Below are 24,905 nucleotides of genomic sequence, written 5' to 3' on the forward strand. Positions count from 1 at the left end.
AATTTAAATCAATGTTTTTTCAACTATTAATGATATTGATGGTGGATTTTAATGTGCCAAAAATTGAAAAAATTCTGCTGTTAGCCTAAAAGTGTTGAAATGCCTGAGTTTGAGGAGACAAAACTTCATCGAACTCAGGTATAGTCGGCTCTACCAAATCGATAAACTACCTGTCAAAGGCACCATTCACCATTCACTGTCTTGAAAAGGTACTCTACTTGCGGAGTTTGCCCGGTCGGGTCTCTCGACCATGGAACAAACCCAAGCGGGGAAACCCCTGTTCCCGCACTTTTCGCCATTCACCATTCACCAGCCACCACCAACTATCTAATTTGTGACTGACCAAGAGTAATTATTAACATTTGTAAACATTGTGAGGATAAATCTCGATCGAATTGAGATTGACAAAAGTGCTGAAACCACTGTGATGCTGTTTGTGTGGCGGTTTGAGACGATCGATAGCAGCAAACTGATACAAGTGAGATTACCTTGCCTCTGAGCTAGGAAGCGGATAACATAATGCTTGAGATTATTTAAATAATAAAATTCGTAGACACCTATTTTAAGGAGGATCGTAGTCGATGGGACTACCCTGGTACCGTGTGCACACAGTCGTCCTGAATGACCCAGGTAGACTGATATCCGTGCATCTAATGCATACAGCTCTAGTTGCTGGTTGGGCAGGTTCGATGGCTCTGTTTGAGCTATCCAACTTCGACCCGAGCGACGCAGTTTTCAACCCGATGTGGCGACAAGGAATGTTCGTCATGCCGTTCATGGCACGGCTTGGGGTCACCAAATCTTGGGGTGGTTGGAGTATCGTTCCAGGTGAATCAGCAGCAGACGCTGGCTTCTGGTCTTTTGAAGGTGTAGCTACCGCGCACATTATTCTGTCTGGATTGCTGATCTTGGCATCGATCTGGCACTGGGTATACTGGGACTTGGAACTGTTCACAGATCCTCGGACTGGTGAACCTGCCTTAGATTTACCCAAAATGTTCGGGATTCACCTGTTCTTGTCTGGTCTGCTCTGCTTTGGCTTTGGCGCATTTCACCTGACTGGTCTATTTGGCCCAGGCATGTGGGTTACCGACCCATTTGGCATCACCGGACATGTAGCTCCAGTCGCGCCAGAGTGGGGGCCATCTGGGTTCAATCCCTTCAATCCTGGTGGCGTCGTCGCACACCACATTGCAGCGGGTACAGTCGGGATTATTGCTGGATTATTCCACCTCACAGTCCGTCCACCCGAACGGTTGTACAAAGCTCTGCGGATGGGGAATATCGAGACGGTACTCTCCTCCAGTATCGCCGCAGTATTCTTTGCAGCTTTTATCGTTGCTGGTACCATGTGGTACGGCAATGCTACCACTCCGATCGAGTTATTCGGGCCGACGCGCTATCAGTGGGATAGCGGTTATTTCCAACAGGAAATTCAACGTCGCGTTCAGACTGGCATCGAAGATGGCAAGACTGAAGCCCAAGCTTGGCAGGCAATTCCTGACAGATTGGCATTCTATGATTATGTCGGTAATAGTCCCGCCAAAGGTGGTCTATTCCGTACTGGGCCGATGAATAAAGGCGATGGGGTCGCTCAAGGTTGGCAAGGACATCCAGTATTCAAAGACTCTGAAGGTCGGGCACTGAGCGTCCGTCGTCTCCCCAACTTCTTTGAAACTTTCCCTGTGATCTTGACTGACTCTGAAGGCGTAGTACGTGCAGACGTACCGTTCCGTCGGGCAGAATCCAGATATAGCTTCGAGCAAGCTGGTATCACTGCGAGCTTCTATGGTGGCGCGCTAAATGGTCAAACATTTACCGACCCCAACCAAGTCAAGCAGTTTGCCCGGAAAGCTCAAGGTGGCGAAATCTTTGAATTCGATCGCGAAAAATTTGGCTCTGACGGTGTATACCGGACTAGCCCACGCGGTTGGTTTACGTTCGGTCATGCTGTGTTCGCACTATTCTTCTTCTTCGGTCACCTCTGGCATGGTTCGCGGACGATCTACCGCGACGTATTTGCTGGTGTAGAAGCCGATATGGAAGAGCAAGTCGAATTTGGTCTGTTCAAGAAATTGGGCGACCCCAGTACTCGACGCAAAGAAGCTTAATCATGTGGAGATTGGGGGGCGTTATCTGGCTTTAGCTAGTGCCTCACCCCAATCTCCTGGTTACTGTTAAACTAAAAGTAAGCCTAGAGGGTTCTCACAATGGAAGCAACTATTTATATTTTGGTCACGACGTTGGCTTTGGGTGTGGTATTCTTTGCGATCGCTTTTCGCGAACCACCCAAAATTCCTCGCAAGTAAACAACAATTCAGTTTGGTCACGATCTGAGCTAATCTAGAGAAATCTCTCTAAGTTAGCTCAGATTTTCATTTTAGGTGTTAGGTGTTAGGCTTTGGGCTTTAGGGGTAAGAAAATATAACTGAGGTTTTAGGCTTTAGGTCTTAGGCTTGAGGGAAAAGAAACTATAACTATAACAATCCTAAATGAAAAGCTAGGTTAATGTAGGATGTGTTGGGCTGCTGCCGTAACGCACCAGTATTTGATACCAGGGGTCTGATTTAAGATCGCTATAGTTCCCAGTCCCCCCGTCCCCCCAGTCCCCCTGTCCCAATGCAATGTCCTTACTGCCAATATACAGATAGTCGCGTCTTGGAGTCTAGATCGACAGAAGCGGGGCAAAGTATTCGCAGACGGCGGGAGTGCCTCCAGTGCAAACATCGGTTTACTACTTACGAACGCTTGGAATTTGTCCCCGTCACCGTCATCAAACAAGATGCCCGTCGTGAATATTTTGACAGATCCAAACTGCTGCGCGGGATAATTCATGCCTGTCAGAAAACCGGACTCACTCCCGATACCCTAGAATCAATTGTCGATGAGATCGAGTCCCAACTCCAGACTCGATCGCTCAGGGAGGTAACTACCGCCGAAATTGGCGAACTGGTACTGCTGGAATTGCGTCCATTGAGTGAGGTAGCGTATATCCGATTTGCGTCTGTCTACCGACAATTTCAGGGGATTCGTGACTTTGTAGATACATTGCATCAATTGAATGAAGATCGGTGTCTTGAACCTGTCGAAGAGTCGGTAGTTCGCCGTCTGGACATGAGTCCACCTCCTGCGCCAGTGCCGCTCGATCTCTAGTTGACTGTCTATTTGATTGGGTGTGATGACAGCATTACCTTCGCTATATAATGTGTATGGATTTCTGCGATCGTTGCATTGCTGAGTATTCTAGATGCGATCGAGATCCCTAATTTAATAGTGAGATCGATGATAAAATTTGGGTCTAACGACTAGTTGGTGTAAGCCTCTGCCCTAGAGCATCGATTTAATTATGAATACCCCAGTTTATCCCGTCCGCTGGCAAAACGATCGCGTCCTATTAATCGATCAAAATCGACTGCCAAATGAGTATACATACGTCGAGATCGATCTGGTGGAAGATATGGCTCGTGCCATCTCGACGATGATCGTCAGAGGTGCGCCAGCGATCGGGGTAGCGGCTGCTTATGGGATGTATTTGGGGGCGCGGGAGATTGGGACTACAGATCGGGAAGAGTTTTTGACAAAGCTTGTGGCGATTGGGAAAACGCTCAGAGCGACACGTCCGACGGCGGTAAATTTGTTTTGGGCGATCGATCGGATGGAGGCGACAGCGCGCAGTTGGGTGGGGAGTGTGGCTGAAATTATTCCGCAGTTATTAATCGCCGCGCAACAGATCAATGCTGATGATATCGCCACTTGTCAGGCGATCGGCGCACATGGTTTGGCAGTTTTGCCCAGCAGTCCAGAGAAGCTGTGTTTGCTCACTCATTGCAATGCTGGTGCCCTAGCAACGGCTGGTTATGGTACTGCGCTTGGGGTAGTACGTTCGGCGTGGACGCAGGGGCGGTTGGCGCGGCTGTATGCCGATGAGACGCGTCCGCGCTTGCAGGGGGCGAGACTCACGAGCTGGGAATGCGTCCAAGAGGGGATTCCGGTGACACTCATTGCGGATAGTATGGCGGCACACTGTCTGAAACAGGGGTTAATCGATGCGGTGGTGGTAGGTGCCGATCGGATTGCCGCAAATGGTGATACAGCTAATAAAATCGGTACTTATAGTTTGGCATTGGTAGCGAAAGCGCACAATATTCCGTTCTTTGTAGCCGCACCGCGATCGACGATCGATTTTAGTCTCAGCGACGGTAGTTTGATTCCGATCGAGGAGCGTCATCCTTCAGAGCTTTATCAAATTGGGGAAACGATTATTTGTCCTCCTGGCGTGGAGTTTTACAATCCGGCTTTTGATGTGACGCCAGCCGATTTGATTGCGGCAATTATTACTGAGTTTGGTGCATTTGCGCCAGCCAAAATCATCGAGCTTCAACATAAATAAGTGTGCAGCTCAACCAGTGAGTTCACTCCATGCCTACTTGTCAAGTAAATAGGGGCAGAAATGTATCTAGCAGGTTGTTAAGTTTGGTGGCTACATTTTCGAGATTAATGTGTAAAATAAACATGACGTATCATCAGTAAGTAGCAGACTTTGAAGAACTTGCAAGTGAGTGGTGAGAGTATACGCACAGTCAATCCGATCGGATCTACTCTTGGGCAGCGTTATCAAATCCTAGAGCAGTTGGAACAAGCCGGATCGGTCACTACATTCCTAGCGATCGATCTCCAAGTCCCTGGCAATCTCCAACTCAAATGTGTCATTCATCGCTATGAGCTACCCGATCCGAGTCCAGACAGTCCCGATTGGGATCGAGCGACGCTTTCAGCCCAAAGTCTCTATGCCTTGAGTCGTCAAGTCAATTCTCCCCAAGAGCGGCGATGCCAAAGACTGCCGATGGTGTATGGATATTTTGCCCAAGAGCAGGCATTTTACATCGTCAGAGAGTTTATTGCGGGAGTCCCGTTAGCACAAGAATTAGCAGCGAGATCGTGGACGCAATCGCAAGTGGTGCTGTTATTAAAAGACTTATTGGAAGTCTTGCGCGATATCGAGCGATCCGCAGCCCCGCCACCGCTCTCACTAGAGCGGCTGATCCGACGCACTCCAGATCGCCAACTGGTATTGATTAACTTACCACTGGCGATTGGTGCGCCCCAACCACTAAGTCCAGACGATCGGCTCGTACCTTGGCGCGACTTGTACACAGTCGGAGCGATTACTATTGCTGCGGCGATGGGGATTGCTGGCGATGAGCTAGTATTGACAGCCACCCCAGTATACTGGCTAGATCTAGCACCACAAATCGTCCATCCCGAACTGATCGCGACGCTCGATCGACTAATTACCCCCGCGCCAGCACATCGCTATCCGTCGATCGCAGCGGCTTGGCAAGCGGTAGTCGGGATCATCCCACAACTGCTCGTTCATCAGCACTCGCGGGCGGATACGCGGACGGAGATCCACCGACACGTAAGACTGTATGTCGATCGGGGTGCCGGATTTTATGAAATTGGGGATTGTCAACAGGCGATCGCGGCTTACGATCTGGCTCTATCGCTCGCTCCTCAGTGTGTTGATGCCTACTGTGGTCGGGGCAATGCCCGCCGTTATGTGGGCGACTATATCGGCTCCTGGGAGGATTTTGACATCGCCGTGCAACTCGATCCCGATTGCGGCGTGGCACATATCGGACGGGGACTGGCGAGTAGCTTTGGGCCCAATCATCTTGCCGATCCGCAGGTAGATTTCGAGCGGGGAAAAGACTTACTCGCGCAGCCGACCCAAGCGATCGAGTATGTGATGCGGGGTACTGCTAGAGCACAGCTCCTAGATCCCCAAGGGGCGATCGCTGATTACGATCGCGCGATCGGTCTCAACCCCAGACTGATTGTTGCTTACAACAATCGGGGCAATTTGCGTCAGCATCTAGGCGATGTGGATGGCGCGATCTTAGATTTTAGTTGGGTGTTGAAGATCGATCCTCGCTCGGAGATCGCTTACAACAACCGGGCAATTATTTATACCCAAATCGGTCAATTCTCAGCAGCAATTGCCGACTATACGAGGGCGATCGAACTTCAGCCAGATTTTGTCAGTGTCTACAACAATCTCGGCAATAATTACTGTCAAATGGGGGAAACTTCACTGGCGATCGTCCAATATAGCAAGGCGATCGCCTTAGATCCACAGTTTGCGGTTGCCTATAGCAATCGAGCAAATGTGCATCGGATTGGGGGCGATTTAGTTGCAGCTCTAGTTGATTACGATCGCGCGATCGGTCTCGATCCTGGATTGACTGTCGCTTACTATAATCGGGGGATTTGCCATCGTCAAAGCGGCAATCATCAAGCAGCAATCGACGACTATACCCAAACACTCGCTCTCGATCCGCAATATTTTTACGCCTACTATCATCGCGGGAATGCGCGTCAATACCTGGGTGATAAACGGGGGGCGATCGCTGACTATACTCAGACCATCTATTTCGATTCCCATCACCTCCACGCTTATTATAACCGAGCAATTAGTCGTAGTGAGATTAATGATATTCAAGGTGCAGTTGACGATCTCGATCGAGCGATCGAGTTGAATCCCACATTTACGCTGGCTTATTATCAGCGGGGGCGGATCTTGGCGATGAGCCACGCACATCTAGAGGCGATCGATGATTATCAACGGGCGATCGAGCTAAACCCAGCAGATCTGGATGCCTATTATTATCGGGGATGCAGCTATCACAGCCTGGGCAATCTCGCTGCGGCGATCGCCGATTTTAGCGATAGTATCGACATCGATCCGCACTATGCCCCTGCTTATTTTCAACGCGGCAAAGTTTATGAGATCGTTGGCGATCGTACTGGCGCGATTAGCGATTATCATCACGCTGCTAGACTCTACCTCGATCGGGGCTATAGCAAAATTTATCAGCAGATTTTACAAATACTCGATCGGTTAGTGGGTAGAGGTTAGGAGCAGGGGCAATGTTTAGCTGTTCGCGATCTTCAAGACGAGCGATCGATTAATTAAAACATATCCGCTGGATCGGCGGCGCGAAGTTTTCTCACCGCGATTGCGCCAGAAATAGTACACATAATCATCGTTAGAATCAAGACTGTAGTAGCACGAGCGACAGTCATCACTAGTGGCAGACTAGTTGCATTGCGCGTCAAGGTATAGAGTCCAACGGCTGCTAACATGCCAGGGAAAAAGCCGACGATCGATAAAATAATTGCTTCTTGGAAGACGACAGTTAATAGATAAAAATCTGTATAACCCATCGCTTTGAGGGTGGCATATTCAGATAAGTGATCGGCAACATCGGTATAGAGAATCTGATAAACAATCACAATCCCGACGATGAAACCCATGATCGTACCGAGGGTAAAAATAAACCCGATCGAAGTACCACTTTGCCAGTAACTCTTCTCAAATTCGATGAATTGCTCTTTGGACATGACTTTTACGTCGCTAGGCAGATAGGCATCGATCGCCGCAACGGCAGATTTGACATCAGCACCTGGTTTGAGTTTAATCACGCCGATATCAATTAAGCCAGGTTCTCGGCTTTTGAACATGCGGGCAAAGTTGGTATCACTAGTCATGATATTTCCATCGGCACCAAATGATGCACCGAGGGTAAATAAGCCACCAACATCAATTTTGCGTCCGTCTATTTCGGTTTGCACCCGCTCCCCAGAGTTAAATATCTCGGCAATCGGCCCAAACTGTTCTCGCGACTTTTCATCGAACAGATAGGTGTCTGGCAGTTGCATTTTGGTAATATTTTCAGCAATACCTGGGAGTTGAAATAGTTGCTTGTCGGCTGGATTAAAGCCAATCACCATGATCTGGCGGGTATTTTTTTTAACAGGATTTTTCCAGATCCCAAAACCGAGATAAATGGGTGTAGCCGACTCAACATCTTTGAAGGCTAATGTTTGATAGATGCGTCTTCTAGGAAAAGATTTCATCGCAATCAATGCTGTCGATTGAGGACTGACGAGGAAGACATCTCCGTTGACATTGGTATGAAACTTGACGGCACTATCAAATAAGGCATCCCGAAACCCTAGCTGCATAAACATCAGGATATCAGCGAAACTAATGCCCGCGATCGCGACTAGTAAGCGAATTTTTTCGTGGCTCAGTTGCAACCAAGCCAGAGGGATTTTTTTAAACATTGCTACAACTACTGAGTATTAATCATGACGGCGATCTTAGAATTGGTCAGTCCTCTGACGGCGGTGCTATCGGTAGGATCGATCGCGATTTTGACTTCGACGACGCGGGAGTCGGAATCGGCTGCGGGGTCGGTGTTGAGGACATCTTGCTTGCCGATCTGGAGTCCGATGTAGCTGACTGTTCCGCGAAGATTTTGATTGAATGCTCCAGATTCACTTTTGATGGTGGCAGTTTGTCCGACTCTGAGTTTGCGAACATCGCTTTCATATACTTCGGCGACGGCTACCATTTGACTGGTTTGTCCCATTTCGACAATGCCGTTAGTACCAGGAGCTTCGCCCGCACGGGCGTGGACTTTGAGGATTTCGCCAGCGATCGGCGCACGCACATAAGCTTCAGCAAGTTCGGCTTGGGCTTGACGAGCTGTGGCTTGGGCGCGGGCGAGTTCGGCTTGGGCACCCGCGACATCGACGGGGCGGACTTCGGCGATTTTAGCAAGCGTGGCTTGGGCGGCGGCGATTTGTTGGTTGGTGGTGGCTACGCTGGTATCGTAGTTGGCTTTGGCTTCGGCGAGTTGTTGTCGGGCGGTACTGGTGATTTGCTGTTGGGTGGCTTGATTTTCGATAATCTGCTGGTTGAGGGTGGCGACAGTCTGGTTGTATTTGGACTGGGCTTCGGCGATTTGTTGGCGGATGGTATCGACTTCCAGCCGTTTGGCATCGAGTCTGGTAGTCTCGATCGCGCGTTCGGCGTACAGTTGTTGAAAGCGTTGATAGTCTACTTCGGTATTTCTCAATTGCGATCGCAGTCGCCGGAGGGTGGCTTCTTGAGTGGGTTTTTCGCCAGCGAGTTGGGCGTTGAGGGATTCGATTTTGCCAGCTTGGGCGGCGGGTTCCCATTTGAGCTGGGCTTCGAGGCGTGCTCTGGTGGCGATATATGTGTCCCGATTACCTTTGAGCTGACTCTTGAATCGATCGATCTCGGCTTGTTGAGCACCGATTTCCCCTTGTTTGGCTCCAGCTTTGACTTTATCGAGATTGTTTTGCGAGACTTTCACGTCTTCTTGCGCTTTGGATCGAGCGGCTTCTAAGCGTTGCCGATTGTTGAGGACAGCGATTATTTGTCCTTTGGTAACTCGATCTCCTTCTTTGACTAATAATTGGGCGATCGTCCCCTGCCCCATCTGAGAGCTAGGCGAGGAGACTTTGATGACTTCGCCCAATGGTTCCAACCGTCCTAATGAGGTGACGGCTGTGGCTACTACAGGTTTGGGCGCAGGTTTGACTGCTTGAGTGGTGGCTGGTGGCTGTGCAAAACCAGCATAATATAATCCGGCTGGTAACAGCAATAGAGCGGCAGCGGCAGCTCCGACCGCAACCCAGCGGCTGACAGGATCTAGGCTCTTAAATTTATCTACTACAAAGTTATTTTCTGCCATCGCTGATGAGTTGCCTCTGGTGTGTGCCTGCGAAAATTTACTTACTTGTTAGTTAGTTTAACCTAAAAATAAAATATATGTCAATTAAGTTACAATTCCTGAAGCCTATGCCATAATGAGATTATAGACATGGCTTTACACTTACCATTTAGTTAGTTAACCTGTTGCATCATCCCACTATAATGCCCGAAGTCAATAAGCAAAAGACCATCAAGACCACAACCCTCACCCGCAATCCAGAAGCGACCAAAACCCAAATTTTAGATGCAGCCGAGGCAGAGTTTGCCGTAACTGGCTTGAGTGGAGCACGCACAGAAGCGATCGCCGCCCAAACAGGCGTCACCAAGGCGATGATCTACTATTACTTCCAAAGTAAGGAGGAATTGTATCAAGCGGTGTTAGAACGTTGTTTGGTGGGAATGCTGGGGATGGCGGAGCAACTCCAACTCGATTGCTTACCTCCAGATGCCGCGCTGGTGACGTTGCTGACAACAATGCTCCAGTGCATGTCTGAAAATCCGCGTGTCGGAAGTATTCTCTGCTTAGAAGCGGTTCAAAATAAGGGCAAGTATTACCCCAAACAATTAGGAAATATCCTGTATGGCACGATCGTCCAAATTTTGGAGCAGGGGATGAGTTTGGGGGTTTTTCGTCAACTCGAACCCCGTCACACTGCGGTAAATATTGTCGGTGCTTGTTCGTTTTACTTTACCGCTCAAGAAAATCTCAAATATCTCTGGCCTGGTAAGCGGTTGCTAGGTAAAGAGTTACTCCAAGGTCATACACGAGAATCGATCGATCTAATTATGGCAGGAGTAAGAAATCAGTTGACAGTTGACAGCGAAAAGTGCGGGAACAGGGGTTTCCCCAAGTAGAGCACCTTTTCAAGACAGTTGATAGTTGATAGTTACCATTGAAATAATAGTTGAGATTCCTCCTTCCAAACTCCATGACATATTTTAAGTTTGAAGCTGATTTTGTTGATTCATTGCGCTGCATTCCGATGATCGTGCGGCTGAAGTTGGATACTTGTGGTGTGAAATTGAAGTTGGCTGAGTGGAATCGATTTACGCAAGCTGAGTGCCAGCAATTAGTTGAGTTACCGTGCGATCGCGAGTCCGAGATCGTTGCTTATCAAGAATATGTGAGTCAATTAATCTTCCAACATACCGGACATGCAGCTAGTTTACTCAGCATCGATCCGCAGCCACCGTGGGCGAACGATCTCGAAATCCCCGAAAGTGTGACAACTAAAGCCACTGAAGAGGGCGTAAATATCGATCTAGTTCAATGGGTAAATTTGACAATAATTCAAAGATTTGCATTAATTAAACTAACTCGATCGCAACATGAAAATAATAACTTTTTGCCAGCCTTAAAAGAATTCGGACTATTAACTTAATAAGCGATCGAGCGTTAAAAGATTTACCCTATTACCTAACACTTAACACCTAAAGCCCAACACCTAACACCTAACACCTAATTAGATGCTAACCTTTAAACCCAAAAACCAAGATTTAGTAAATATCGATAGCGGTAATCCCGACAATAATATCGTAGTCGATGTCCATCAACTCAATCACTACTTCGGTAAAGGCAATCTCAAAAAGCAAGTGTTGTTTGATATCAACCTCCAAATCGGTAAAGGTGAAATCGTGCTGATGACGGGGCCATCTGGTTCTGGGAAAACTACCCTGTTGACACTATCGGGTGGCTTGCGATCGCCGCAAGAGGGGAGTATGAGAGTATTGGGTGTGGAAATGGTCGGTGCGAGTAAACGCAAAACGATCGAAGTGCGGCGCAATATCGGTTATATCTTCCAAGCGCACAACCTGCTCAAATCTCTTACCGCTCAACAGAATGTCCAGATGTCGGGACAACTGCATGACAACATGAGTAGCAAGGAAATCAAAGAGCGCGCTACTGCAATGCTCGATGCCGTCGGATTGAGCGATCGCAAGTCCTACTACCCCGATAACTTGTCTGGGGGTCAAAAACAGCGTGTCGCGATCGCCCGTGCCCTGATGAGCCATCCCAAGCTAGTTTTAGCTGACGAACCGACTGCCGCTCTAGACGGAAAATCGGGACGAGGAATCGTCGAGATCATGCAGAAATTAGCCAAGGAACAGGGGACGACAATCTTGATGGTGACTCATGATAACCGGATTTTGGACGTAGCCGATCGGATCGTCCATCTCGAAGATGGCTGTCTGGCGCAAAATGATGTCCTGACTGTCAGTGATAGTTAAATTAATTGATAATTGATAATTACTCCCTTCCCACCCAAGAAATAGACAGTGTTGATTCACCATCCACCATTCACCTTTACATCAGATATCTAATTCTGCACTGGGAAGGGAGTAGGTTGTGAGGGTGGAGGCAATTCATCAATTGCCCCTACCCTCAATTTTGTGGGTGATTCAGATCTAATTCGGCGAAAGTCTCTTCACCTTCGTCAAAATTTTCACCCGATTGGGCGGTGAGCATTCGGTTCTCATAGCGACGATTGCGGCGGTTGCCTTTGGCGGTAGTCGCGCGTTTGCTCGATCGTTTGTCGCAGACGAGGCTCTGAAGATCGGGTGCATCATGAATATCGCTGAGAGTATCGTTATAAGTCCGCTTCATTGCTACTGCGATGTGCTGAGGGTTTATTTACATAACTTAACCCAAAAATCCGTAGTTGACGAGCTAAGGCGAGATCGAGAGTGAAAAAATATTACCAAAACTTTTTTAATTAGGCTCATTCCCTTATTCACTATTTACTATTCACTATGTTTTGAGGCAAGATGTGAGATCAGCGAGAAATTAAATCTGCGCTGAATCGTTCGATAATTTGTTTGCCTTCAGCGATCGAAAAATCCAAGAAAGTTTGCGCCGCCACCGATAGCTGTTTCCCTTTGGGATAAATTACATACCAATGACGTTGAATCGGAAAGCCTTCGACATTGAGAATGGTGAGCAGTCCATTCTGGGTTTCCAAATCGAGGGAATGTTGGGAAAGAACCGAAATACCCAGCCCCCCAGCAATCGCTTGTTTGATAGCTTCATTACTACTGAGTTCGATCGCGACATCAACCGCAACCCGATTTTCAGCTAAAAAATGCTCGACGACTGAGCGGGTACCCGAACCTGCTTCGCGAAAAATAAAGGGTTCGGTTGTGAGTTCTTTGATCGCAATATTGGTTTTCCCCGCCAATGGATGATTGGAGGGGGCGACAACTACCAGGGGATTTTCGAGGATCGGTCGTAGCTCGATGTCCAAATCGCTAGGCGGTCTCCCTGTAAAGTATAGATCGTCTTGATTCCGCGCTAATCTGGCAAGAACACCTTCTTGATTGGTAATGTGTAGAGCTAATTCAATATTAGGATGTTTGCGGCGAAAGGTACCCAGCAAGCGGGGGACAAAGTATTTGGCGGTGGTGCTGGCAACTAAATTAATGCGTCCTTGTTTCAAACCTTTGAGTTCATCGATTGCAATTTCTAGCTCCGCAAATTTTTCGGAAATAATTGCACTCGCGGCTAAGACTTCTTTTCCAGCAGCGGTGAGATAGATTTGTTTGCCCAGTTGCTCGAATAGCGGTAGCCCGATGGTCTGGGTGAGCCGTTTAATTTGTTGGGAAACTGTGGGCTGGGTGAGTTCGAGTTCTTCGGCGGCGCGGGTAAAACTGCCGTGTCTGGCGATCGCTTCGAGAATTTGTAGTTGGTGTAGCGTCGCTTGCTTCATAGTTTTAGCCTAAAGTGGCTCAATTGAGATCGATCGATATTCGTTATCACTTTAGCTTAACTGCACAGTATAGGGGTAGATCTGAGGCGGCTGGCTGCCAGATTCTTGTGGAATAGAAATCGAATCCCGCCGAAGATCGGTGTTGCTGGAGCGATGAATGATTGATTAAATTGTCATTCCGCACAGCGGACACTACGTGAACGCTAAAACGATTGGTAGCGGCGATCGGAAATTGCCGCTACCGATCGTTTTTTAGACCTAAATATCGCTCCTCTTGCAGAGGGGCTGCGCCAACGACTCAATGAGCATTACCACTATATAAAAATTCGAGCGCGCGGTTGCGTAAATCATAATAGCGAGGATCTTCGAGCATTTGTTCGCGATCGCGCGGACGCTCGAAGGGAATCTCTAAAATTTCACCAATTCCCGCTGATGGCCCTTCTGTCATCATTACTAGACGATCGGCTAGGAATAAACATTCATCGATATCGTGAGTTACCATTAGCACCGTACAGCCAACTTCGCGGACGATTTCTGATACTTCTTCCTGCATTTCTTCTTTGGTAATTGCATCGAGCGCACCGAAAGGTTCGTCTAAAATCAAGACTTCAGGACGCAGACAAAAAGCTCGGGCGATAGCCACCCGCTGCCGCATCCCCCCAGATAATTGGGGTGGGGTTTTCTCCATTGCCTCTCCCAAGCCAACCATAGTTAGGGTATCGCGCACGATCCGATCTTTTTCCGATTTAGATTTGTTGGGATGGACGGAATCTAACCCAAAATAGACATTTTCATAAGCTGTCATCCACGGCATCAACGAGTAGTTTTGAAAGACTACCATGCGATCTGGCCCTGGCTTGGTAATTAACTTACCATTCATGGTGACTTGACCTTCAGTGGGCGTAGCAAATCCAGAAAGTGTATTTAATAAAGTAGATTTACCACAACCAGAGTGTCCAATAATACAGATGAATTCACCTTGCTTAACAGTAAGATCGATATCCTTAATTACGACATTTAATCCGGTTCTAGTTGGATAAGTTTTAGTAATTTTTTGGAAGCTGATAAAGTCTTGGTTGGTACTTTTTAGTCTTCCCGATAGTGGTGCAGAAATAGCGGTCATAGGATTTAGGGTTTGTAATAGTTGATGTTGAATATTTATTATCAGTTTCTCCTGATGGAGACGCTACGCGAACGGGTTAAGGATATTTGCTTCGCTCCAGCACCGCCCTTTGCGAAGGCAACCAAATCAGGGCTAGTGATACAAAGTCCGCCTACGCGGACTAATATTTCAGTCCGCGTAGGCGGACTTTGCATCATGAGCAGTGGTTGCTAACTGCTGTGATTATTGGTAGCTAGTGAATTTCCGCTAGCGTAATATCGCGTTTGATTTCGAGATTGTTGAGATAGCGAATCGGATCTTCAGCATCGAAAGTAGTACCATCAACGAGTTGAATCGAACCGCGAGTGTAGGAAATTTCGGTCATGCCCAGCTCCCGTGCTGCGGTACTAAATACCCCAACCCGACAGGTGTTTTCGAGCACCTCTACCCAGTTGCGGGGGAATGGCACATCGCCCCACCGCGCCATCTCGACCATGTGCCACAGATGTTCGGTGCGACTAGGACGGTTGACACCACCGCCGAAAAAGACGTGATGGGCAACCGATTCTACCCCAGGTACGATGTCATCAGGGCCGCCCAGATGGATAAAATCAATACTGGTGCCGATATATTCCTTGCGGGCTAGGATTTTGCGAATTTCTTCGGCATTAGCTGGATCGGCACAGTAGCGGCAAGCGTCTAAAATTGCCTTATTCAGGGCGATAAAGGTATTGGGAAAGGCTAATGCCCAATCTTGGCGACAGCCTAAAACTTTGCCAGGATGACCATTCCAGATATCAATATCGCGGGCGACGGTAAATCCAATCCCTTCGATTTCGGCGCGTAGGTTCCACGGATCGCCGACACAGAATCCATCGATCGTACCGTTTTTCAAATCTACGACCATTTGAGCAGGCGGGATTTGTTTCAAGTGTAACTCGCGATCGGGATCGATGCCTGCACTTGCCAGCCAATAACGTAGCAGCAGATTGTGCATGGAGGATGGGTGTACTACACCCATCCGGTGGGTTTCGTTGGGAGTTTCGCGGATCGCTTCGCGGAAGTCGGCAATGGTTTTGACACCGCGCTGCTTAAACCTCTTATCGAGGGTAATTGCGTTACCATTGCGGCTGATGGTGAGGGAGCTAACCACAGGTACGCGCTGACCTCCGGCACCGCCGAGGGTAATCCATAGGGGCATTCCCGATGGCATGGCGGCGGCATCAATATAGCCACCAATCAGACCATCGACAACACCACGCCAGCTTGATTCTCTGACTAGGGATGCTTGTTCTAAACCGTGTTTGGCAAAGAAGCCTTTTTCTTTGGCGATAATCATCGGCGCACACGCCGTTAAGGGTACGAAACCGAGCTGTAAGTTAATTTTTTCCAACCCATGAGCGGCAACATGCTGAACTTTCTGCGCCCGCATTTTTTTAACTTGCTTTTGCTGGTTGAGAAAGTAAATAATTTCGCTGCGAAGCTGATAATAACTCGGATGTTTGACAGCTTCTAACCGCTTACGCGGACGGGGAATATCGACTTCTAAAATCGAGCCAATTTTGGAAGCTGGGCCATTGGTGAGCATGACCACTCGATCGCTCATCAGTACGGCTTCATCGACTTCATGCGTCACCATCAACGCCGAAATTTGATTGTCTTCGCAAATTTTAACGAGCTGTTCTTGCAAGTTACCCCGCGTCAGAGCATCGAGTACTCCAAAGGGTTCGTCGAGTAATAATAAGCGCGGTTGCACGGCTAGAGCGCGAGCGATCGCTACCCGTTGGCGCATCCCCCCAGACATTTCACCAGGATATTTGTCGATCTCTTTAGCAAGTCCGACGACACCAACATAGTGTTCGATGATTCCTTTCCGCTCTTGCGCTGTTCTTTCGGTCAGCACTTCATCAACAGCAAAAGCGACGTTTTCCCGCACTGTCAACCAGGGTAATAGTGAATAGTTCTGGAAGACGACGATCCGATCGGGGCCAGGTTTAGTAATCGTTAATCCTTCGAGTGAGACTATTCCTTCTGTTGCTAAATCTAATCCCGCAATCATATTGAGCAGGGTCGATTTACCACAGCCAGAGTGACCGATCAGCGAGATGAATTCACCGCGTTTAATTTGGAGATCGATGCCGCGTAAGGCGATGTATTCCTTTCCGCCACCGAGGGGGAAGGTTTTTCCCGCATCTTGAATATTGACTAATTCGACTGTTGACATAGCAGTTGATGAATTTTGGATAGTGTAGGGTGTGTTATCGCGATAGCGTAACGCACCGAATATTTGTCGATCCTGCGTGGTGCGTTACGCTCCGCGATAACACACCCTACAACCGATCGCGAAACGAAGAGTTATTGTTTGACGATTTTATTTTGCAACCAACCCATTGCCGTATCGAGCAATAAACCAACCGCACCGATCCAAACTAATGCGAGGATAACTTCGCTAATATAGTTATTTTGATAAGCTTCCCAGATAAAAAAACCGATGCCGACGATCCCAGACATCACGATTTCAGCGGCGATAATTGCCAACCAAGCTAAACTAATCGCAACACGCAAGCCAGTGAAAATGTATGGTAGTGCGGAAGGGAGTAGAATCTGGAAGAAGTATTTCTGCTTGGAAGCCTGGACGACTTTAGCAACGTTAATATAGTCTTGGGGAATCTGTTTGACACCAACTGCGGTATTAATTAAGATCGGCCAGACTGCGGTAATAAAGATTACAAATAGAGCGGCAGGTTCGTTTTTATTTAAGGCAGCGAGGGAAATCGGGACCCAAGCAAGCGGGGGAACAGTTCTCAAGAATAGAAATAAGGGATCGAGCGCACGGGAGAGCATTTCACTGGTACCGATCGCGATGCCGAGCGAAATTCCGACGATCGCGGCCAATGTATAACTAATACCCACCCGTTGCAAACTTGCCCAAGTCTGCCAGAACATTCCTTTATCGATACCGCCGCGATCGTAAAAAGGATAGCGCACTAATTCAAAAGTCCGCGCATCGGTAAACAGGCTCGAAGGACCAGGTAATAGGGTAATTCCCGAAGCCGATAGCAATTCCCACAAAGCTAAGAAAGTGAAAATCGCGACCGCTGGTGGCAAGATATATTTTCTGATACTTTTGGTAGATATTTCGATATTGCCAATCCGAAATCCTGATGATTTCCGTATACTAGAGGTCATAATACTGCTCCAAAATAAACTAAATTAAAACTAACCGATCGATATTAAGCCTTTAAAGATTTAATTTTTAGGCTATCTAAATAAGCTTTCGGCTGTTCGGGATTGAATTCGGCACCGTCGAAGAATCTTTCGATGCCGCGAGAAGTAGATGGAGGGATATCTGCGCTGGCAAGACCCAACTCTTGAGCTGCCTCTCGCCAATACTTCTCACCACTCACCGAATCGATAATCCGATTGGCTTCGCCCAATGCACCTTGAGGTAAAAATCCCCACCGGACACTTTCGGTTAAAAACCAGAGATCGTGACTCTTATAGGGGTAAGAAACACTACCGCGTGCATCTTTCCAGTAGCGAATTGCTAGTTTCTCATCCTTAACTGTTTTGCGATTTTCACCGAGGATATATTCGCCCGTATACGGCCCGATTAATAGATCGCTGGGAACGTTAAAGTATTTACGTTGTGCTAAAATAGCCGCCATTTCTGCTCTATTTTTCGGATCGTCGCACCACATTTGGGCTTCCATAATTCCTTTGAGAATTGCTTTGGCAGCTTTGGGATGTTTCCGCACCCAATCTTCGCGCATGGCAAAGTATTCTTCGGGGTGCGCTGGCCAAATTTGGGCTGTCAAAACTGCCAGGAAGCCGAATTTGCGGCGATCGCGTAAAATCCGCGACGGCCAAGGATCGCCCGTACTAAATCCATCCATCGAGCCAGTCCGCATACTGGCTACCGTTTGGGCTGCGGGTACGGCAATCAGATCGATATCTTTATTCGGATCGATGCCACCCGCTGCTAGCCAGTAGCGAATCCAGAAATCCTGATTGACGCGGGGGAAAGTATAGGCAGCTTTAAATGGAGTACCCCCTGCCTTCATCTCTCTGACGTGTTCTGCTGCACCGGAGACATCTAAACCAAAGCCTTTACCAGCATGTTGTGAGGCGATCGCAATCCCATTACCTTGGGTACTCAACTGCGCCAGCGACAACATCGGAATTTTGCGATTTCCCTTGGTAATAATCCCCTCCGAAATCAACTGCGGCATCGGCATCTGCCATTGTCCGCCATCGATCCCGCCCCCAGCCGAGCCGATTTCGATATTGTCTCGCGCTGCACCCCAGGAGGCTTGCTTCGATACATCTACATCTGTCATGCCATGGCGAGCGAAAAAACCTTTTTCCCTAGCAATAATCAATGGTGCTGATTCGGCGATCGCAATATAGCCTAGCTTAACGGCGGTCGTCTCTGGGGTAGTTACCGAGCTGAGAGTGAGTGCTTGTGCTTTAGGAGATAAGGCATCTGGTGAGGGTGGATTGATGCTGCAACCTTTGAGCAAGGTTGCACCACCAGCGGCACCAACTGCCAGCAAAAAGTGCCGACGCGAGAGATGTTCCATGGGTTTTAAGTGGGTAGCTGAAATTGAGAAGATTTTAAAATCGATAAAATCAATGATTTGTTTTAATACGATAGAAAAACTATCGCATGCATTCATTGTGTTTGTCAATGCATTTTACAAAAATAACTATGTACGATCGCGCTCAATTATCGAAATAACGATTGCAAAAGCTGATAGTTACAATCAACAATTCCTGCTTGCGCTTGGAGATATCTGGCTGTATGATTGATATATAGGTCAAAAGCTTTGATTTTAGGCACGTGTGTCCTTATCGTTGATTGCAATCATTTTGAATGAAAAAATGAATTGTGTCCATAGATTTTATCAATAAATAATTTATATTTAATTTTTATTGCTTAATAAAAATTAAATATTCATAGAAAATATCAATGATTGTATATCCCCCGTCCTGACTGTGCTCGATCTAAAATGATGGAAATGCCCGAGTCCGATTCAGCATAGCAGACGCTACGTGAACGAGTCCGCAACTACGCCCTAGATTTCCGCTACAACCGTTACGCTCACGACGATGAGTAAATTACGGAGATCGGCAATATAACTTTATTTAGCTAATATTTTTCTATGTTTTCACAATTATCTGAGCAGCAAATGCATGTGGTGCGGTGGATATTAACGATCGCCTGGCTGTCAATTATTGGATCGTTACTCTACGATCCGTGGAGTGCTGTACTGACAGAGCCAAGCCATCCTTGGAGTCCATTACGGCTCTCGGATAGTTGTATCGAAGTGCAAGGCAAGTGTCTAGTCGAACAACCCTATCCACTAGCTACTACGCTATTTTGGGGGGCGATCGTCCCTGCGTCAATTTTTATCCTGCTAGTATTCGGACATGAAGCTTGGCGACGGATTTGCCCGCTCTCCTTTCTATCGCAAATTCCCCGTGCATTGGGCAAACAAAGGCAATTTAAGCGCGAAAATTCCAATACGGGCAAAGTCCGCTATGAACTAGCAAAAGTCAAGTCCGATTCATGGTTGGGACGGAATTACCCTTACGTACAATTTGGCTGGTTATTTATAGGTCTCTGCGGGCGAATTTTATTCTTCAATGCCGATCGATTGGTATTAGCATTATGGTTATTATCGACGATTGGAGCGGCGATTTTAGTCGGCTATTTATATGGTGGGAAATCTTGGTGCAACTACTTTTGTCCGATGGCTCCGGTACAGCAGATCTATAGCGAACCTGGCGGTTTATTGGGTAGTAAGGCACATACTAGCGATACTCCGATTACGCAGTCGATGTGTCGGACGACATTGCCCGATGGTAAGGAGCAAAGTGCTTGTGTTGCCTGTCAACATCCCTGTATCGATATCGATGCGGAGCGATCGTATTGGGACAGGCTGAGCAAGCCGGAAACAGCATTTATCCGCTATGGTTATGTAGGATTAGTAATTGGTTATTTTGGTTATTACTATCTATATGCAGGTAATTGGGATTATTATTTTTCAGGGGCGTGGGCGCGTCAACCCGACCAACTAACATCATTATTAGAGCCAGGATTTTATCTATTTGGACAGGTGATTAATGTCCCCAAAATAGTTGCTGTACCCTTGACTCTAGGCATCTCTACGGCAATCGGGCAGCGGTTGGGCAAATCGCTAGAGAACTGGTTAAAAGTTGCTAATCGTCAACGTCAAATCGAGCTAGCTCCTGACGTGATTAAACATCGGATTTTTACACTTTGCACTTTTATTATTTTCAATTTCTTCTTTATTTTTGGCGGTCGTCCCCTAGTTCAACTCATGCCTATTTGGGGGCAATATATCTATGAATTGAGTTTAGTTTTGCTCAGTACACTTTGGGTTTATCAAACCTGGCATCGTAGCTCGGATTTATATGCACGCGAGAATTTAGCAAGTCGGTTTCGCAAGCAACTAGAGAAATTACAACTCAATGTGAAGCAGCTATTAGAAGGTCGTGCTTTGAGCGATCTCAATACTCATGAAGTCTATATTTTAGCCAAAGTTCTACCAGGATTTACCAGAGAGAAACGCCATACGGCATATAAGGGAGTAGTGCGCGAAGCCTTAGCAGAAGGCTACGTTAATTATTCTAGTAGTTTGGAAGTATTAGAACAACTTAGACAAGAATTAGGCATTACCGATGACGAACACCGCGAGGTATTAGAAGAGTTAGGAATTGAAGATCCAGAGCTACTAAATCCCGATCGCAAACGCAGTTTGGAGAATCAAATTCGCTTGACTGGTTATCGCAAATCGATAGAGCGATTGATGCTATTACAAAGTCAACAAGATCTGACTAGTACCGAGCGCAATCTCGATCCAAACTCATCGGAAATTAATGCTCTGCGCCGCCAGTATTCGATCGATCCGCAAGAAGAAGCGTGGATTCTGAGTGGAATTTCGCTTGAAGCCGGAAATCTACGGAGAGCTGAATTTTTGCTCGCTCAATTACCCGATCTGATCGCCTGCTATCGTGGACTCAACCAACCAGCTCTCCATGAATATCAAGCAGTTTTGATGCTATTGCAAGGTAGTATTCATCACAAAAAAGAACTAATTATTCGCACTATTTTAGAAATACTAGTAACTCTAAAAGACGATCGCTCGGCAATGTCACTAGCCAAACAATTAGGCGATTTAGCTCCAGCAGTTTTACTAGAACTGTTGGAATCGGAAAATTGGCACGATCGACTCCATCCAGAAATATTGGAGAGTTTAACACCATTAGCAGGACTCAGTAGTACTTGCGCGATCGACTATTCTAGCGAAGATATATTAAAATCTTTGGCACCACTACTAGACGATCGCAATCCCCTAATTCAATCAGCTTGTCTGTACATTATCGCACAACTAGATCGAGATCGCGCTCAAGCAATTGCCCGCAACTACTCCATCATTCAAAACTCATCGCTACTCCAAGAAATCGTCAAAATTCTGTTATCATCCTCCCAAGAGCGTCCGTCTTTAACTACATTTGCATTGCTAGAAAAAGTAGTGTACTTATTCAATAGCGACTTTTTTCATCGAATGCACAGTGAGACATTAATTGCTCTGTCCGAGCGTGCCGAAGTCAGAACTTTTACCGACAACAAAGTTATTACCGAAGCTGGCGACACCTGTCGCGAACTCCTCCTCTTAATTGAAGGAAATGCACATATTCTCTTCCATTTACCCGACGGAGAAGTACGAATAGAGCAACTTCAACTAGGGCAAACACTTGATGAATTAGAAGTTTTGGCACATAGCGATTCAAAGAATACGATCGTTGCTACAGGTGATTTTACTCGTATTTTAGCAGTGCCAGTAGATGCCTTTGACGATTTACTCGATCGCGATCGGGATTTTTCGCGGCGGGTATTGGAACTAGAAAGTCGGCAACTCCAGCGATTTATGGGGTCGCTACAGTCCATGTAGGCATAGCTCAATTATTTTTGTTAGCATCAACGTAATAGTAAATTAACTATTGCATGACTAGTTATTTAGGGGTGTTTATCCGTGGCTAGAAAATATAGTACTCCTGGTTATCATCCCATTAAAAAAATAAAAGTCGTCCTCAAAGGACTGAACTTTGCCGTCATCACGGATTTTAGTGTTGCCTACAAACTAGTATTGTCGCTCCCGATTTTACTTGTGGCGGGAATGTTTTATCGATGGGTCGATCTGAGCATCATTTTACTAGCAACTGGCATGATGTTACTTGCCGAACTATTTAATAGTGCGATCGAAGTCTTGTGCGATTTTGTCGAACCGCAACAAAACCAGCAGATTGGCGCGATTAAAGATATCGCCGCTGCTGCCGCAGGGATCGCGATCTTTGTCTGGGCAACGATTCTGATTATTGAAGGCATCCAGTTGTTGGCAATTGTATAGAAATGCTCGATCGAGACGACATTTAGAAAATTACGCCGAACATCCTGTTAGGCTAATGATAGTCAATTTAATTATCAAACATTTATCATTACGCTATGACAACTATCGCTGTAGCCACTGCTAGCCAAGTCAAAGAAGGTGAATTGCTAGCTGTTAAAGTCGAGAACCAGAAAGTGATGTTGACCAAAATTGACGATAAAATCTACGCCGTCGAAAATAAGTGCCCTCACTTGGGAATGCCCCTAGCCAGTAGCAAAGTCTGCGATCGCGTGGTAACATGTCGCTGGCATGGTGCAAGTTTCGACCTCACCACAGGTGCGAATGTCAAGTGGGTAGACTCATTTGTGGGCATCCCCTTACCCGAATGGTCGCATCAAGCTTTGAGTATTGGCAAAGCCGCTCAGGGACTCAAGACTTTTGCAGTTACCGAGCAGGGTGAGCAAGTCTCGATCGATCTCTAAGCGATCTACTTCCTTCCCATCCACCATCCACCATCCACTCAAGAGAATTTGGTGAGTATTCCGAGCAGCTTTTGAGTGCGGGGAGTGAGCAAGGTTTTGCGATAAGCATCGGCAGCTTTTTTGATGCCGTCGCCTTGGGTGGGATAGGGGTGAATCGTACTGCTGAGCTTGCTCAAGCCGATCTTGTTGACCATTGCGGTAGTGAGTTCGGAGATCAGATCGCCAGCATGACTGGCAACAATTGTCGCGCCCAAAATCTCATCGCTACCGCGCCGATGAATGATTTTGACAAACCCTGGAGTTTGGCTATCGGTTATCGCTCGATCGACATTGGACATCGCAATGGTTATCGCGTCAAACTCTACCCCCGCCTGCCGTGCATCCTCATCCGACCAGCCGACATGGGCGATTTCTGGATCGGTATAAGTCACCCACGGCATCACCAGACTACTTACCCTGCTCTTCCCGAATCCCAAAGGTGAGAAGAGCGCGTTTTTGATAACGATGCGGGCAGCGGCATCGGCAGCATGGGTAAACTGCCATTTGAGACAGACATCGCCCGCTGCGAAGATCTTGGGGTTGGTAGTCTGAAGGTAGTCATTGACCTGTACGCCCTTGTCATCAGCAGCCACACCTGCGCGATCGAGGTCGAGCTGTTCGAGATTGGGTGTGCGTCCTGCGCCGATGAGGATTTCATCAACGATAATGGTATCAGTGCGATCGCGGCTAGTATAAGCGATACTTTTACCCGTCGCAGTTGTCACCACCTGTTCCACCCGCGCATCCAAAATCAGCTTCACGCCTTCAGTGACTAATACCTGCTGCAAAATCTCCGCTGCTGCTGGATCTTCCTTACTTAAAATCTGACTGCCACTGTGTAGCAAAATGACCTCGCAACCCAGTCGCCCAAAAGTTTGCGCTAGCTCACAACCGATCGGCCCACCGCCAATCACCGCTAATCGCTGAGGACGCTCGACGAGGGAAAATACCGTCTCATTGGTCAGATATCCCGCTGCCGCCAATCCTGGTATCGCTGGGATCGCCGCCCGCGTCCCGGTGGCTATTACTGCTTTTTTGAACTTGAGCACTACGTCCCCAACGGTGACTGTCTCCCCACTGGCAAACCGTCCATCGCCCAAAAAGACATCCACACCCAGCTCTCGAAATCTCGCGGCTGAATCCGCATGACTGATTTGCGATCGAATCCGCCGCAGCCGCTCCATCACTTTGCCAAAATCGATCTCGAAGTGGTCTACCTTGATGCCCAGCTCCTGAGATTGCCAAAGTTCGCCGATCGTTCGCGCAGATCGAATTATCGTTTTGGAGGGGACACAGCCCACATTTAGGCAGTCTCCACCCATCAAATGCCGCTCGATCAGGGCAACTTTGAGACCCAATCCCAATCCCGCCGCACCTGCCGCGACGACTAGACCAGCCGTACCCGCACCGATGACCACTAGATCGTAGCGATCGGCAGGTTGTGGATTTGTCCAGTCAGGAGGATGTACAGCCGCAATCAGTTGCTGATTATAAACATCCATGGGGGCGATCGATCGTGTCATAGCAGGGTTGGGATTAATGATTTTAGAGCGGGGTAAATCAGGACTTACC

General features: G+C 47.5%; 20 protein-coding genes. 11 read left to right on the top strand and 9 right to left on the bottom strand.

Translation table 11 applies throughout. The features are described from left to right. The first annotated feature begins 581 nt into the window (after positions 1-581). The 5 genes from psbB (at position 582) to ACEW9I_RS05755 (ending at position 6,919) form a co-directional block, all read left to right on the top strand. Positions 582-2,111, top strand: coding sequence for a photosystem II chlorophyll-binding protein CP47 (gene psbB, locus ACEW9I_RS05735; RefSeq protein WP_373539398.1), 1,530 nt, complete (start codon positions 582-584; stop codon positions 2,109-2,111). Between the two features lie 99 nt (positions 2,112-2,210). Beyond that, complete coding sequence (locus ACEW9I_RS05740; RefSeq protein WP_309729272.1) at positions 2,211-2,309, top strand: photosystem II reaction center protein T; 99 nt, start codon at positions 2,211-2,213, stop codon at positions 2,307-2,309. Positions 2,310-2,619: 310 nt separating this feature from the next. Next, on the top strand, positions 2,620-3,153 hold the full coding sequence (gene nrdR, locus ACEW9I_RS05745) for a transcriptional regulator NrdR (protein WP_373539399.1): 534 nt from the start codon (positions 2,620-2,622) through the stop codon (positions 3,151-3,153). A gap of 193 nt (positions 3,154-3,346) precedes the next feature. After that, positions 3,347-4,390 carry an S-methyl-5-thioribose-1-phosphate isomerase gene (mtnA, locus tag ACEW9I_RS05750; protein WP_373539400.1) on the top strand — a complete coding sequence of 348 codons (1,044 nt, stop codon included), beginning with the start codon at positions 3,347-3,349 and terminating at the stop codon, positions 4,388-4,390. 150 nt (positions 4,391-4,540) lie between these two features. Continuing rightward, a complete protein-coding gene (locus tag ACEW9I_RS05755; protein WP_373539401.1) occupies positions 4,541-6,919 on the top strand; it encodes a tetratricopeptide repeat protein in 2,379 nt (792 codons plus the stop codon). 53 nt (positions 6,920-6,972) lie between these two features. Here ACEW9I_RS05755 and devC read toward each other — a convergent pair whose 3' ends face one another. Then, entirely contained in the window at positions 6,973-8,130 is a 1,158-nt protein-coding gene (devC, locus tag ACEW9I_RS05760; RefSeq protein WP_373539402.1) for an ABC transporter permease DevC, read from the bottom strand. An 8-nt stretch (positions 8,131-8,138) separates the two neighbouring features. Beyond that, entirely contained in the window at positions 8,139-9,569 is a 1,431-nt protein-coding gene (locus ACEW9I_RS05765) for an HlyD family efflux transporter periplasmic adaptor subunit (protein ID WP_373539403.1), read from the bottom strand. A gap of 182 nt (positions 9,570-9,751) precedes the next feature. On the opposite strand from ACEW9I_RS05765, the gene ACEW9I_RS05770 reads away from it, so the two are divergent. The 3 genes from ACEW9I_RS05770 (at position 9,752) to ACEW9I_RS05780 (ending at position 11,818) form a co-directional block, all read left to right on the top strand. Beyond that, positions 9,752-10,444, top strand: a complete 693-nt coding sequence (locus ACEW9I_RS05770; protein ID WP_373539404.1) for a TetR family transcriptional regulator — start codon at positions 9,752-9,754, stop codon at positions 10,442-10,444. Between the two features lie 74 nt (positions 10,445-10,518). Further along, positions 10,519-10,971 (top strand): nitrate reductase associated protein, encoded by a 453-nt coding sequence (locus ACEW9I_RS05775; RefSeq protein ID WP_373539405.1) that lies wholly within the window; start codon positions 10,519-10,521, stop codon positions 10,969-10,971. An 85-nt stretch (positions 10,972-11,056) separates the two neighbouring features. Continuing rightward, positions 11,057-11,818, top strand: a complete 762-nt coding sequence (locus ACEW9I_RS05780; RefSeq protein ID WP_373539406.1) for a DevA family ABC transporter ATP-binding protein — start codon at positions 11,057-11,059, stop codon at positions 11,816-11,818. 154 nt (positions 11,819-11,972) lie between these two features. Here the strand turns inward: ACEW9I_RS05780 and ACEW9I_RS05785 are convergent, their stop codons facing one another. From ACEW9I_RS05785 to ACEW9I_RS05810, 6 genes are all read right to left on the bottom strand, one after another. Beyond that, entirely contained in the window at positions 11,973-12,194 is a 222-nt protein-coding gene (locus ACEW9I_RS05785) for a hypothetical protein (protein WP_373539407.1), read from the bottom strand. 169 nt (positions 12,195-12,363) lie between these two features. Beyond that, a complete protein-coding gene (locus tag ACEW9I_RS05790; protein WP_373539408.1) occupies positions 12,364-13,293 on the bottom strand; it encodes a LysR substrate-binding domain-containing protein in 930 nt (309 codons plus the stop codon). 298 nt (positions 13,294-13,591) lie between these two features. After that, positions 13,592-14,416 carry a nitrate ABC transporter ATP-binding protein gene (locus ACEW9I_RS05795; RefSeq protein WP_373539409.1) on the bottom strand — a complete coding sequence of 275 codons (825 nt, stop codon included), beginning with the start codon at positions 14,414-14,416 and terminating at the stop codon, positions 13,592-13,594. Positions 14,417-14,648: 232 nt separating this feature from the next. Then, entirely contained in the window at positions 14,649-16,619 is a 1,971-nt protein-coding gene (locus ACEW9I_RS05800) for a nitrate ABC transporter ATP-binding protein (protein ID WP_373539410.1), read from the bottom strand. A gap of 131 nt (positions 16,620-16,750) precedes the next feature. Continuing rightward, positions 16,751-17,584 carry a nitrate ABC transporter permease gene (gene ntrB / locus ACEW9I_RS05805; RefSeq protein ID WP_373539411.1) on the bottom strand — a complete coding sequence of 278 codons (834 nt, stop codon included), beginning with the start codon at positions 17,582-17,584 and terminating at the stop codon, positions 16,751-16,753. Positions 17,585-17,628: 44 nt separating this feature from the next. After that, the gene (locus ACEW9I_RS05810) at positions 17,629-18,978 is read right to left on the bottom strand and encodes a CmpA/NrtA family ABC transporter substrate-binding protein (protein ID WP_373539412.1); all 1,350 of its coding nucleotides are present in this window, start codon (positions 18,976-18,978) and stop codon (positions 17,629-17,631) included. Between the two features lie 582 nt (positions 18,979-19,560). On the opposite strand from ACEW9I_RS05810, the gene ACEW9I_RS05815 reads away from it, so the two are divergent. The 3 genes from ACEW9I_RS05815 (at position 19,561) to ACEW9I_RS05825 (ending at position 23,294) form a co-directional block, all read left to right on the top strand. Further along, a complete protein-coding gene (locus tag ACEW9I_RS05815) occupies positions 19,561-22,377 on the top strand; it encodes a cyclic nucleotide-binding domain-containing protein (RefSeq protein WP_373539413.1) in 2,817 nt (938 codons plus the stop codon). Between the two features lie 81 nt (positions 22,378-22,458). After that, on the top strand, positions 22,459-22,833 hold the full coding sequence (locus ACEW9I_RS05820; RefSeq protein ID WP_373539414.1) for a diacylglycerol kinase: 375 nt from the start codon (positions 22,459-22,461) through the stop codon (positions 22,831-22,833). Positions 22,834-22,928: 95 nt separating this feature from the next. Next, positions 22,929-23,294, top strand: a complete 366-nt coding sequence (locus tag ACEW9I_RS05825; RefSeq protein WP_373539415.1) for a Rieske (2Fe-2S) protein — start codon at positions 22,929-22,931, stop codon at positions 23,292-23,294. A gap of 38 nt (positions 23,295-23,332) precedes the next feature. On the opposite strand, the gene ACEW9I_RS05830 is transcribed toward ACEW9I_RS05825, so the two are convergent. After that, positions 23,333-24,835 (bottom strand): mercuric reductase, encoded by a 1,503-nt coding sequence (locus ACEW9I_RS05830; protein ID WP_373539416.1) that lies wholly within the window; start codon positions 24,833-24,835, stop codon positions 23,333-23,335. Positions 24,836-24,905: the final 70 nt, after the last annotated feature.

It is taken from the genome of Chamaesiphon sp. (assembly GCF_041738855.1).
Lineage (GTDB): Bacteria > Cyanobacteriota > Cyanobacteriia > Cyanobacteriales > Chamaesiphonaceae > Chamaesiphon.